Here is a 13355-nt window from a genome sequence, read left to right on the forward strand (position 1 = left end):
AAAATTCGATTTTCACTTTCTGACACGGCATGTTCGCGCCCAGCTAGCAAGCAGGAGACTGTTCTGTTCGTCAAACGAAAATAACTGGCATTTAAAAGCATTATTTCTGTTAGTCAGGCCCGTACCTGTTTTGCTTGATTTTCAAAATATCTTCCACTACCTCTGAATTGCTATGAATATTTTCAGCCTCAATTTCCGGCGGGAGCCTAAACGCCTCAAAACGGCCATTAGCCCGGACGCGAGAGAGTTCGCGTCCGGGACAGCCAGCCTCATCTCCACTCCTTCAGTCCACAGAGAACTCTGTCCTGCTTGACCAGTGCGGCTGAACGCTCATTTGCGATCGCGTCTGGATCGACACGGAGGTTGACCCTGATGATCTCCCCCATCCTGTCAGAAGAAGACATTTCGCTTGATCTTGTGACGAAGGGAAAGCAATCAGCCTTGTCAAGAATTGCGATCAGGATTGCTCGGAGAAATGGGCTTGACGAGCAGATGGTTATCCGTGGTCTTTTCGACCGTGAGTGTCTCGGCTCGACGGGCATCGGTCGTGGCGTCGCGATCCCCCACGCTCTGCTCGGTATGATCTCTTCGCCTGCCGCGTCTTTGACACGTTTGGCTCAGCCTATCGATTTCGACGGCCCGGACGACGATCCCGTTGACCTCATTTACACTATACTTTGGCCGGCCTCTGCCACGTCCGCCTTCCTCCCTGCCCTTTCCCAAATATGCCGGCTGCTTCGGGCATCTCAGGTTCGGGCGCGACTCCGACAGGCACGGACATCCGATGAGGCGTTGGCGATTCTCGAAGCTAAGCCGGTTCCGGCAATTTCCACCAATTTGCATACTTGCTGCTTCGAGCCTGGCGTTCTGGTGTCCAGGCACCTGAGCAATGCCTAGTCAGATGGCCCTGCTCGACCAGCGCCTTCAGATGGTCCTTGATCGTGTTGCGGCTCGCGCCGCTGACCCTCGCGGTCTCGGCCACCGTAGCCCGGCCATGCTCACTCGCCAGTTCGAGGATCGGGACCGATGACTCCGGCAGCGCAGCGAGCATGACCTGCTCGCGCTCCATCTTCTTCTCGAGGTGCTGTTTTTGGCTCTGCAAGGCCCGCAGGAAGAACTCCAGCCATGGGTTCCAGTCCGGCGCATCCATCCGGATCGTCCCCTGCGTCCGCCGAAGCGACAGGTAATAACTTCCTTGTTCTGCTCGATCACGCTCTCCAGCGAGCTTGTAGGGCACGTAGGCATAGCCCGCGCGCAGCAGCAGCAGCGTCGTCAGGTGATGCCGCCATGGCCGTTTGTCCACCTGTTTCCATCCAATTGTCGTTCTGCGCAACACTCCTAACAGAGGATGGCCGGAAGGGGCCGTAGCGTAATCCAAGCGCACCTCCGCGCACATCGCTGGCAAGCATCGCACATCGCGGAATCGCCAGATATACAGTAAGCCTTTGTCCTTGCGCTTTGTGAGTTGTGGCGTTTCTGTTCCAAACTCCATTTCTAACCTCCACAAACGATGAAGCTCGGCCATCGTGCCGCGCTGCTCAGTCTCCTTTGACACGCGCGGTGAACGGCGAGCGACCGCACCCCTAAAGTTTGGAAAGAAGACTGCTCCAGATTGGTATCGAGTTCGTGGCGTCGCCGTGGTTCCGCGCAGTTGCGGGTTGCGCCGACGCATCTTGCACGGCAAGCTGCCTCGAAGCACTCCAGCGATCGCACGTGGCCGCTCCAATGAGGCTATTCTGGATCTTCAGGTTCTGGCGTTCCTTCTCAGCCGCTGGCCTGCTGATCGGAACACTTTTCTTTGCGGCCTCGCTCACCCCTACCCTGCTTCCACGCACGTTTGTGACGCAAGGCATTCTATCCGGATGTTCTTTCGCGGCCGGATATGGGCTTGGCGTGTTCGGGCGCTGGCTGGCCGACTATCTGGAGTTGCCCAAGCCCACCGGCCGCATCTTGCGGGCCATCAAACTCGTCGCTGCGGCCACCTGCATCCTGGTTGCCGTCGCGTTTCTCTGGCAGGCTTCTGAATGGCAAAATTCGATCCGGCAGCTCATGAGGCTCGAGCCGGTAGACACTGCGCACCCCCTGAAGGTCGGTCTGATCGCGTTGCTGACCTTCGTGCTCTTGATACTCTTGGCGCGATTGTTTCAGGTCACGTTCCTGTTCATCTCGCGAATGCTTGGCCGGATGGTGCCGAAACGCGTGTCATACGTGATCGGCATTGCCGCTGCGGCTGCGTTATTCTGGACAGTGGTCAACGGCGTTTTCTTCAGGGTTGCGCTCCATGCCGCGGATTCGTCCTTCCAGGCATTCGATGAACTGATCGAGCCCGAGACCCAACAGCCTGCCGACCCCAGCAAGACCGGAAGCGATACCTCGCTGATCGAGTGGGACGAACTAGGAAGGGCGGGACGGGAGTTCATCGCGACCGGGCCGACGAGCAAGGATTTAGGCTCGTTCCTGGGGATGGATGCGCGTGAGCCGATCCGCGTCTATGTCGGATTGCGGTCTGCGGAGACAGCCGAGGAGCGCGCAAAGCTCGCCCTCGAGGAGCTCAAGCGCGTCGGCGGATTCGATCGCTCGGTGCTGATCGTGGTGATGCCGACAGGCACCGGTTGGATAGACCCTGCTGCAATGGACACCGTCGAATATCTCCACGGCGGCGACGTCGCGAGCGTCGCCATGCAGTATTCGTATCTCACAAGCTGGCTGTCTCTCCTGGTCGAGCCCGGCTATGGCGCCGAGGGAGCTCGCGCCCTGTTTGCGGAAGTCTACGCGTATTGGACCACGCTTCCCAAGGAAAGGCGCCCCAGGCTCTATTTGCATGGGCTGAGCCTTGGCGCCTTGAGCTCCGAGCAATCCGCCGAGTTGTTCGAAGTGATCGGCGACCCGTATCAGGGGGCACTTTGGAGCGGCCCGCCATTTCCGAGCAGGATCTGGCGTTCCGTCACCGGCGACCGCGAGCGAGGATCGCCAGCCTGGCTGCCACGCTTCAGGGACGGGTCGTATGTGCGGTTCACGAGCCAGGAGAACGGCCTGGCGATCCCGGACGCACATTGGGGACCGATGCGGATCGTCTATCTTCAATATGCGAGCGACCCGGTGACGTTCTTCGACTACCGGTCCCTGTACCGACAGCCGGAATGGTTGGCGGGACCGCGCGGTTCCGACGTGTCTCCCGAGCTCAAATGGTATCCGGTCGTGACGCTTCTCCAGCTCACCGTCGACATGGCGATGGCCACAACGGCCCCGATGGGGTACGGCCATGTATATGCGCCGGAGCATTACATCGATGCCTGGATCGAAGTGACTGACGTTCGGGGATGGACCGCGGAGCAGATCAACCGGCTGAAGCTGGAATTTTTGCGACGGCGGTGAAGGGGCGCGGCTGGCGAAGGCCAAGCGCCTGGACGTATGCCGTTCACGACCATCCCGGGCGTTGAAGGGGGTGAGGCCTCACGGCACGGCAGCGAAAAACAAGAACACTGCGAAGATGACCAAGTGTACTATGCCCTGAAGCACTGTGGTCCGGCCGGTACCAAAGTGATCACGCTGACGATAAGCGTCAGAAACCAGCAGGACCTGGTGCCGATCGACTCGAAATAACCCGGCTTTTGATCCATTTCTCTCAATCGCCCACGACCTGCCACGTATCGTCCGGATTGAAGCGGTCGATGTATTTGACGATCTGCTCGGTGGTTGGCCCGAGATCGGCCTCGTAGACGACGCCGTGCTGGTTGACGGCGAAGGTTTTTGCGCCTGTCTCGCCATATTTGGCCGGCCAGGCGATGAGGCCGAAACCGGCGATCATGTTGCCGTTGATCACGTAGTCGTAGGCGCCGCCAGCGATATGATCGCCCTGGCCGGTCAGGATGTTGTATTTGTAGCCGAAATAGCCTTCGCCCTTGGCCGCGTCCTGAAGTTCGGCCTGATCGATATTGCCGCCGGCCGGACTCTCACCGTTGATGTCGTCGGTCGGCCAGTAGAGCCCGTCGGTCATGCCTTCAGTACTGATAAGCTTCTGCGCGTACTCCTCCACGCCGTCCTCGTCGCGGTCCTGAGCCGCATAGTCCTCCTGCGCATCGACATAGGCGCGCATCGTCTCGATCGCGGTGAGCTCGTTCTCGCCGACATACCGGTTTACGATCTCTTCGAGCCCGGCATAGGTGTCGAAAGCCCACTTGCCGTCCTCGCCCTTGACGATCGGAAAAGGCAGCGGCCACAGCTTGTCGCCGATCTGCGGCGTGCGGCGGTCGCCCTCGCCATCGAGGACAAGCTGCTTGGCCACACCCTCCTTGATCGCCGCCAGCGTCTCGTCCGCGTTCTCGTCGGCCTTCAGCTTTTCCGCATCGAGGCCGAGTAGGGCCGCAACCGCACCGTTGCCGGCGTCGTTGAGCGCCTGCTTGAATGCTTCGACCGCTGCCTCGGGCGTATCGAAGACAGGCGGCTCGGCGGCGGCCGCAAAGGCGGTGATCTCCGGCGCATCCGGCGCATCCTGTGCAGCGGCTGGCTGCGAGACGGCGATGCCCACTGCAAGCGCCACCGCGCAGACAGAGCGGAGAAGGATCGTATGCAAAACTCCCGTGTGACGGGTGGTGCTGAACATCTGTGTCATAATCCTGTCCTCCCGTTCCGTTAACGCCCGCGTCCGCCGCCGCCGCGCTTGATCTGCTTGTGGCCGCCACCGCCGCGCTGGCCGCCGCCCATCGACTTGTGGCCACGGTTGGAGCTGACCTTGGTCGCCTTGCCGCGATCGACGTTGCCAAGCCCCGACGGTTTCTTCGGCCGGTTGTCGACCCTTGCCGCAGGTTTTGGCTTGCCAGCCGGACGGTTCACCTTGGCCGGCTTCGCCGCCGGGCGGTTGGCGGTAGGCCTGGCCGCAGGTTTCTGGATGTTGGCGGGCTTGGCGGGGCGGGTCACGTTGGCGGGCTTGGCCTTCAGCCCGTCGAGCGTGCTCTTGCGCACGTCTCTCGTTCCCGCCGTCTTGCCCGGCGCCCTGGTGGCGAGGCTGTCGTTCTTCTTGATGTCGCGGGCGCGGTCGCGGATGGCGTTGTCGCCATTCTTCTCGATCCTGTTCTTGATGTTGTTCTGGTCGAACTTGTTCAACTGATCGCGGTCGATCTTGATTTTGCTGCGATCGACATTCTTCCAGTCGACGTCGTTGATGTTGATATTGCCGTTGAAGTCGCGGTTGTTGAAGCAGTTGTTGCAGTCGATGTCGATGTCGTTGCCGTTCCAGCGGCCGCCCCACACGCCCCAGTCGTCCCAGTCGACGGCGGCGGCCCAGATGGCGCCCGTCACCGCCCCGGCGAAAAAGGTCGCTCCCGGATACCAATAATAGGGGTAAGGATCAGGATAATAGCGGATCGGTTCCCAGACGTAATCCGGCTCATAAAACATCTGCGGCGGATATTGCGGGACGTAGATCACCTCGGGGCTCGCCGACTTGATGACGAAATTGTCGTTCTCCTTGACCACCTGGATCTTGTCGTCGGTCTTGATGACGCCCTTGGCAACCGCCTCGTCGCGCAGCTGCTGGATGGCAACCAGCACGTCCTTCTGCTGGTAGGCGATGGCATCGCCGAGCGTCTGCGTCCATTCGAGGTCGTCGCTCATCATCTTGACGATGTCCGGATAGTTGAGCAGCGACACCACTGAGCCGTCCCAGCTGTCCTTGGGTTTCAGGCTCTTGTCCTTCTCGTAGCGGTCGAGGAAGCGCGCCGCCTCGACGATCTGCAGCGGATAAAGCGCAGCCGCAGTGATCACCGCGATCAGCTCGTCCGGGTAGAGCGCGATGCGCGCGACCAGAACCTCCATCTCGTCGGCGCTCAACGGCTCCGGCGAGGCCGCCGCATCGGCGGATGCGTCAGCCGCCGCGACCTGTTCTTGTGCAAGGACAGGATGCGCCGAACCAAACCCGGCAAGCAGCAGCGCCAGCGCCGCAGCGCCGATCTTCAACAAGTCATTGCCCGTCATGCTCGATCCTCCCTGTCGGTCTCTGTCCGGGCAGCCTTTGCGCCGAAAGGCCGGCACCAACGAGGACGCCTGTCCGCAGGCTGAAACGATGCGCCAATAGACCCTGCTGCACCAGCGACTCTATGTAATTTACGTCGAACGCGAGCAGCCAAATGCGGGCGACCGCACAATTGGCGGTGAGCGGAAAACTGCATCTCGCCGGTGCCTACTCTGGATCCAATGCTCGACATATCGCGCCGATAAGAGATGTCCCGCAGAATACGCGGAGCGTCGAGAAGGCTGGTTCGAAGCCGCCTCAAGCGTCTGGTCGAGACCGCCCGTGTGCTCCCGGCGGGATAAGTCGCCACACTGCATAAGGCTTGTAAACGGATCGAGATGGATGTGCTGAATTTTGCCGTGCCAAGTGAAGCGGCGGCCGGTGACCATGTCCTCCACTTCGATCGAGGCGACTCTACAACCTCAAGAGCCAGGCCTCTACTTTCCCTTTGCCCTTGACTTCTATAGCGCCGCGCGGCTCGAAAACGAACTGGTCCTTAAGCCGCTCGTAGACGGCCCGCGTCACCTGAACCGCGTCGGGAATGCTACCTGATTCCATGCGGCTCGCGAGATTCACCGTGTCACCCCACAGGTCGTAGATGTACTTGCTCTTGCCGATGACGCCGGCCACCACCGGCCCGCTGTTGACGCCAACCCTAAGCTTCATCGGGACGTTGTGCTCCATGGCGTGCTCGCGGGTAATGTGGACCATGCGGATGGCCATGCGCACCATGCGCTCGGCGTGGTTGGCGACCGGCACGGGCAGACCGCACACCGCCATATAGGCATCGCCCACAGTCTTGATCTTCTCGATGCCGAGATCGTTGGCCGCGGCATCGAAGCGCGTGAACAGCCCGTTGAGAAACGTCACGACCTCCTGCGGCGGCATCTCCGATGTGAGAGCGGTGAACCCGACAAGATCGGCGAAGGCCACCGTGACCTCCGCGAAGCCGTCGGCGATCCTCTCTTCGCCTCCGCGCAGCCGATTGGCGATCGGCGCCGGCAGGACGTTCAGTAGCAGCTCCTCATTCTCGCGGTTCTTGTTCTCGATGACGACATTTTTTTCGCGCAGATCCTCGACCATGCCGTTGAAAGCTGCGCACAGCTGGCCGATTTCGTCGCGCGTGCGCACTGGCACGCTGGCGCGATAGTCGCCGGCAGCGAAGCGTTTTACTCCGGCAGTGAGCTCGCGCATCGGTCCGAGCAGCGCGCGCGACAGCCACGCGGCGGTGGCGGCCACCACCAGCAGGGCCAGTCCCCCTACAAGCAGCAGATCCTGGCGGAGCCGGGCGATCGGCGCGAAGGCCTCGGCGCTGTCGATCTTGGCGACGAGGGCCCAGGTGACGCCGGGAATCGCCAGCGGCCCCCACGAAGCGAGCGTCGGGACGCCACGGTATCCGATGATCTCGCCGGTGCCCTCGACACCGGCCAGTGCCGCCTGAGTGGCCTTGGTGTCAATGCGCTGATGCAGCACTGGCGTCCCGTAACGCTGAATTGCGTCGAGCTCCTCGTCGTCGGCGCCAACGGACTTTAGTTCGGCGAAGTAGGTCTCCCGGTTCTCGTAGAACGCCCGCGGGCCGGAGCGAACCAGATAATCGGGCCCCACGAGATAGGCCTCACCCGTTTCGCCGAACCCCTCCTGCCGCCAGCGGCGACCGCCGGTGACAACGTCGTCGATCTCCTCGTTCGACAATTGCGCGATCAGCACGCCGATGACGATCCCTTGGTCGATCACCGGTGCTCCCATGAAGGCAATCGGCGCGCCGCCAGAGGGCGCATAAGGAGCGAAATCCTCGAGACAGACGGCCGATCGGTCGGCGCTCTCCGCGCAGCGGGCGACGACGGCGGCGGCGTTGGAGCGGCGGTACGGACCGAACTGGAGGGACGTGGTGAAGTCGACCTCCTTCTGGACGGTGTAGATCAGGCGACCGGATTTGGAATCGGCGATCATGAAATCGAAAAAGCCGACGGTCATAGCCGCGGCGCGCATCAATGGATGATAAACGGCGTGCAGCCTGCTGTAGTCGCTCCTGTCGCCGGCGTCGTCCAGAAGCTTGCGCCGTTCCGCCGGGTTCGGATTTTCCACAATGTAGTGATACTGCAGATGGTAGGGGGCGCCACCGACCGGCAGGTAGTCCGACAGGGCTGGTTCCCTGCCCAGGATACGCGTCATCTGGGGGATGAAGTTCGCGGCGTACCAATCGCCGACCTTCTTCTGCAGTTCGGGCGGCACGCCCGCCCGGTCAAGTTGGTCGACTGCAATCCGGAACTCGCGCGTCGCATCGACCACCATCTTGGAGGTGGCGAGCAGGCGCAGATCGGCCTGTATCGTACGGAAGTAGGTTTCAACCTGGCGCGTCTTGGTCTGGCGGGCGGCCGTGAGCTGGTCGAAGACTGCCTTTTCGAGAGCATTCTGTGCGCGGAAGTAACCGAGCACCCCGGTCACCAGCACCGCGATAGCGCCGAGCAGGACGAGGGTTGTAAACAGCTTCGCCGCCAAGCCCCAGCGCGCGGGTCGAAACGATCCAGCCGCCTCCATAGAAGACATCAATTAACCCGCTAACCCGCTGCGGCAGAAATGACATCTGCAGCGCGAACAGGGAATGTGAGCATGGCGCGGCAAGCAAAATAAAGAACAAGGCGCTTCAGGTCAGATCGCATTGGAGACCTCTTCTGCCACAGCACAGCGTTTTACCGATCGACTCGAAAATAAACCGTTTCTCGATACATTGATATTAGCGTTGGCAGATGGAACGCGGTTTTCCTCAATCGGCCACCACTTCCCAGGTGTCACCGGGATTGAAGCGGTCGATATGTTTTACGATCGCCTCGGGTAGCCGGGCCGAGATCGGTCTCGTGCCGGGTCTTTTTAGCAGTATTTGTCACGTTCTGCGTGCAATGCAGCGGAACCCCAGATGGCACGTCGACGTGTCGATCGGCTGCGCCATTCGGGCGGCCGGGCGGTAGCGCCGGCAATAGTTGGGCGCGCAAAGATGCGAGCCGCCTTTCATCACCTTGCGCGGTATCCTGATCTGCGGCTGCCGTGGATCGAGGCTGTCGTCCCGTTTGGCACCGCGGGGGTTGTCAACCGTGCAGCACGGGCTGTCGATCTTGCCGTGTTCCTGGTACCAGTCCGTGGTCCACTGCCAGACATTGCCAGCCATGTCGTAGAGGCCGTAGCCGTTGGCGGCAAAGGAGCCGACGGGTGACGTCCCCTCGTAGCCGTCCTCGCAGAGATTCTGCCATGGGAACTCGCCTTGCCAGGTATTGGCCATGTGTCGGCCAGCGGGCGCCATTTCACCGCCCCAGACAAATTCGGCCGCGTCGAGCCCGCCACGCGCCGCGAATTCCCACTCGGCCTCGGTGGGCAATTGCTTGCCCGCCCACGATGCGTAGGCTTCGGCATCCTCAAAGTTCACATGCACGACCGGATGGTCGGCCAGCCGCTTGATCGAACTCGCCGGCCCGCGCGGATGGCGCCAATTGGCGCCGCGCACGTAGACCCACCAATTGTAGTGATCGCGAAGATCGACACCCTGTTTGGCCCTGCTGAACACCACGGACGATGGCGCCAGCATGTCCGGCTTCGCTCCGGGATAATCGTCGGGATTTACAGGACGTTCGGCCGAGGTGACGTAACCAGTTGCGTCGACGAAGCGAGCGAACTCGCGGTTGGTGACGGTGCAGACGTCCATCCAGAAGCCGCCCACTGTCACGCTATGCGCCGGGGCTTCTTCGGGATAGTGCTTGTCCGATCCCATGAGGAATGTACCGCCAGGAATCCAGACCATGTTCAGGAATGGCTCTTCGACCTGTGTAGATTGAGCCTGGCGTTCCACAACTTGACGCATCGTCTTGCTCCGACTCCTTACTTCTCGAAGGCGAACACCCGGTTCCAATCCTTCTTCATATCGACAACCGTCCAACCAGAATCGGCTGCAGCGTCGAGACCCTTGTCCAGACGGCCGATGTGCGACTGGCGGTCGTAGGCCCATTCGCGCTCCGCGTCGGTGTGGTGCACGTAAAGGCAAAAGTGCGGGCCAGGTCCCGAGCATGTCCATTGCAGCATCTGCAGGTCGCCGTCCGAATTGCCAAACGCCGCGATTGGCCGGCGACCGATGTGCTGGTGGATGCCGACAGGCTTGCCCGCCTTGTCATCAATGAAGTTGATTTCCGGCAACCGCATCAGCACCGGCGTTCCGTCGCGCATCTCGAACTTGGTCTTGCCACTGCTGCCGACGACCTGCTCGGGCGGTATGCCATAGACCTTCTCCGTCCATGGACGCATGAAATCGATGCCGCCGCCGGAGACGATGAAAGTCTTGAAACCGTTGGCGCGAAGATAGGCGAACAGCTCCAGCATCGGCTGGTAGACCATCTCGGTGTAGAGCCGGCCAGTCTTCGGGTGTTTGGCGGTGGTAATCCATTCGCGAACGATCTGGTCGAATTCCACCGTTGTCATACCTGAGTGCGTGGTCATGACGATGTCCATGATCGCTGGCTCGCCACCGGAAAGCGCAGTCTTGATGTCCCCTTTCAGCAATGAGGCGAATGGTTCCTTGTCCTTCCACTCCGGATGCTGCGGCGCCATTGCCTTGACCCGATCGATTGCGAACAGGAGCTGGAAGTACAGCGGTTGCTCGCCCCACAGCGTGCCGTCATTGTCGAAGACGGCGACACGCTCTGCTTTGGGCACGAAGTCTGCCGCGCCTTCCGCAGTTACACGTTCGACGAAGGCGACGATGGCTTGCTTGGCCTGGACATCATTCCAGGAAGGCAGCTGATCGGCGCCCTGCGCAGTGGCAGAGCCTGCGACCCCCAATAACAGGAGGATGGACACCAGGTAGCGCTTCGCGGCGCAAGCAAGATTGGTCATGGGTTGATGTCTCCTGTAGGTCAGCGCCCATCGGGAGCGCCATCATCAAACAGCGTTACCGGGAAAGGTGATCGCTCGGGTTCGTTGGGCCTGACTCTCTCGCGGCAGCTGCCAAACCGGCTGACTGAGGTTCGTCGAACAGCAGCGTCCAAAGCCTGCCTTCCCCAAGCGCAACGTTGACTTCCCTGGACGCCAAATAGGGGATCAGTATCAGCAGCATGATCAAGCTTGTGGCGAGCGTCTGCGGCAGCTTGTCTCCTCCGAATTCAGCGAGGGAGGCAGCGCTCGTTCGCCCGTGAACCAGCCCGACGATGACTTCCTCAATGACCGAGAGGACGAGAAGCAGGATCAGGTATAGCAGGGCCTTGTAGGCTATGACGTAGACCATCCTGCTTCGACGCCGGTCGCCCAATCGGATCATCTGCCCGAGCATTATGAACTTTGCCAGGATCAGTGCCTTGATGGCCGCCAGGCCTGATGGCAGATAGCTGATGCCCTCCTCGCCAAGGATCGCTGCCTTGTAGAGAATGAGCGCACCAAAGCAGACGAATAGATACAAGGACAGGAGCGCGTACTCGCGCAGCTCGTTCTTTGCCCGCTGAGCAATGGTCTCGGTCGAGGGATTGTTGTTCGCGACTGCCATTGATCTGCTTCCGAGTTGGCTTGGAGGCCGCGCCTGCCGATAGTGCGAGCGCGGCCTGTTCACAGCGAAGACTCAGTTCCTGCCACCCTCCTGCAGTTTCGCCAGGACCTGGTCGAGCGCGAAGCTGCCGGGCCTCTGCCGCGGCGGGAACTCGACATAGGTCTGCAGGTGTTTGGCGACATAAGCCTGCGCCGGCACGAGCGCGAAGGCGTGCTCGACACGCCATCTGGCGTATTCCCCGGCGTCCGTCTGCGCCCGTTCGAACGGGTCACCCTTGATGTCGAAGAGCTTCGGGAACCGCAGCGGAATCAGCGGATTCTCCCACACGGCAAGCCCCTCCTCGCGCTGCTCGAGGAAGACCATCTTCCAGCGTTCGTAACGCAAGCCGGCGAGATTGCCGTCATCGGTCCAGTAGAAGTATTCGTGGCGCTTGCCTTCGCCTTCGCCAGCCAGCACATCGCGTTGGTTGTAGCCATCCAGATGCACCTTGAAGCTCTTGCCAGCGGCTTCGTATCCCTTCAACAGCTTGGCCGTCACGTCCGGTTCGCCTGCGGCGGCGACGAGCGTCGGCACGAAGTCTTCATGTGACGTTATGTGATTGATTTCGGTTCCGGGCTTGATGACGCCGGGCCAGCGCATCATGCACGGCACGCGGTAGCCACCTTCCCAGTTTGTGTTCTTCTCGCCTTTGAAGGGCGTGGTGCCGCCGTCCGGCCACGAGAAAACCTCCGCGCCGTTGTCGGTCGTCCAAAGGACGATGGTGTTGTCGGCGATGCCGAGGTCATCGAGCTTGCCCAGAAGCTGGCCGACCATGCCGTCCATCTCCACCATGGCGTCCGCATAGATGCCCAAGCCGGTCTTGCCCTTCGAGGCCTCCTTGAGAAACGTGTAGATGTGGGTCCGGGTCGAATTGAACCAGCAGAAGAACGGCTTCCCGTCGGCGTTCGAGCGGTCGATGAAGTTGAGCGCGCTGCCGAGGAACTCTTCGTCTACAGTTTCCATGCGCTTCTTCGTCAGCGGACCGGTGTCCTCGATCTCCTGTTTACCCACCCGCCCGAACCGCGGATCCTCGGTAGGATCGTCGGTTGCACTGGCCTTGCATTTCATCACGCCGCGTGGACCGAACTTGGCCTTGAACTCGGGGTTCTTCGGGTAGTCGGGATGCTCAGGCTCGTCCTCGGCATTGAGGTGATAGAGATTGCCGAAAAACTCATCGAAGCCGTGAACGGTGGGCAGATGCTCGTTGCGGTCGCCGAGATGGTTCTTGCCGAATTGCCCGGTAACATAGCCCTGCGGCTTGAGCAGTTCCGCAAGTGTCGGGTCCTTCTCCGACAGCCCTTCCTTGGCACCTGGCAGGCCTACCTTCAGCAGGCCGGTGCGGAAGCAGGATTGGCCGGTAATGAATGCGGCGCGCCCGGCTGTGCAGGACTGCTGGGCGTAGTGGTCGGTGAAGATCGCGCCCTCTTTGGCGATCCGATCGATGTTCGGCGTGCGATAGCCCATCATGCCCCGGTTGTAGGCGCTGAGGTTCCAATAACCGACGTCATCGCCGAAAATGACGAGGATGTTGGGTTTTGCACCGGCTGCTTGAGCTTTCGCGCTCGTGGCTATTCCGGATGCGACAGCTGAAATGGCGAGCACAGATCCTCCGGTCAGCAAAATGTCGCGCCGGTTCGGTTGTCGGTCTGGATTCGCCTGCTTGTCACTCATCTGACGTCCTCCTTTGATTGTACCGCTTTTCCAAAATGAGCCGGGTTTTCGGTTCCTTGGCGAGAAAAACATGCTCCGCGTTCTGTCGACGAGACGAAACTCGTGGCAGGACGCTTC

General features: G+C 60.9%; 10 protein-coding genes. 2 read left to right on the forward strand and 8 right to left on the reverse strand.

The window, feature by feature from the left end:
• Positions 1 to 372: 372 nt before the first annotated feature.
• Positions 373 to 897 (forward strand): PTS sugar transporter subunit IIA, encoded by a 525-nt coding sequence (locus AC0L2C_RS21065; protein WP_287055665.1) that lies wholly within the window; start codon positions 373 to 375, stop codon positions 895 to 897.
• On the opposite strand, the gene AC0L2C_RS21070 is transcribed toward AC0L2C_RS21065, so the two are convergent.
• A complete protein-coding gene (locus AC0L2C_RS21070; RefSeq protein WP_473524326.1) occupies positions 809 to 1525 on the reverse strand; it encodes a winged helix-turn-helix transcriptional regulator in 717 nt (238 codons plus the stop codon). The two genes, AC0L2C_RS21065 and AC0L2C_RS21070, sit on opposite strands and share 89 nt — an antisense overlap.
• Before the next feature lie 200 nt (positions 1526 to 1725).
• Here AC0L2C_RS21070 and AC0L2C_RS21075 point away from each other — a divergent pair, with 200 nt between their 5' ends.
• A complete protein-coding gene (locus AC0L2C_RS21075) occupies positions 1726 to 3375 on the forward strand; it encodes an alpha/beta hydrolase (protein WP_473524376.1) in 1650 nt (549 codons plus the stop codon).
• A 250-nt stretch (positions 3376 to 3625) separates the two neighbouring features.
• On the opposite strand, the gene AC0L2C_RS21080 is transcribed toward AC0L2C_RS21075, so the two are convergent.
• The 7 genes from AC0L2C_RS21080 to AC0L2C_RS21110 form a co-directional block, all read right to left on the reverse strand.
• A complete protein-coding gene (locus tag AC0L2C_RS21080) occupies positions 3626 to 4612 on the reverse strand; it encodes a DUF2950 domain-containing protein (protein WP_473524327.1) in 987 nt (328 codons plus the stop codon).
• Positions 4613 to 4632: 20 nt separating this feature from the next.
• Positions 4633 to 5973, reverse strand: coding sequence for a DUF3300 domain-containing protein (locus tag AC0L2C_RS21085; protein WP_473524328.1), 1341 nt, complete (start codon positions 5971 to 5973; stop codon positions 4633 to 4635).
• Between the two features lie 451 nt (positions 5974 to 6424).
• Positions 6425 to 8509, reverse strand: a complete 2085-nt coding sequence (locus tag AC0L2C_RS21090; protein WP_287241515.1) for an adenylate/guanylate cyclase domain-containing protein — start codon at positions 8507 to 8509, stop codon at positions 6425 to 6427.
• Positions 8510 to 8891: 382 nt separating this feature from the next.
• On the reverse strand, positions 8892 to 9860 hold the full coding sequence (locus AC0L2C_RS21095) for a formylglycine-generating enzyme family protein (RefSeq protein ID WP_287241514.1): 969 nt from the start codon (positions 9858 to 9860) through the stop codon (positions 8892 to 8894).
• Positions 9861 to 9877: 17 nt separating this feature from the next.
• Positions 9878 to 10885, reverse strand: a complete 1008-nt coding sequence (locus tag AC0L2C_RS21100) for an HAD family hydrolase (protein WP_473524329.1) — start codon at positions 10883 to 10885, stop codon at positions 9878 to 9880.
• Positions 10886 to 10940: 55 nt separating this feature from the next.
• A complete protein-coding gene (locus AC0L2C_RS21105) occupies positions 10941 to 11528 on the reverse strand; it encodes a hypothetical protein (protein ID WP_287241510.1) in 588 nt (195 codons plus the stop codon).
• Positions 11529 to 11600: 72 nt separating this feature from the next.
• Complete coding sequence (locus AC0L2C_RS21110) at positions 11601 to 13238, reverse strand: arylsulfatase (protein ID WP_473524330.1); 1638 nt, start codon at positions 13236 to 13238, stop codon at positions 11601 to 11603.
• Between the last annotated feature and the right edge of the window lie 117 nt (positions 13239 to 13355).

The organism is Mesorhizobium sp. WSM4845, assembly GCF_055811455.1.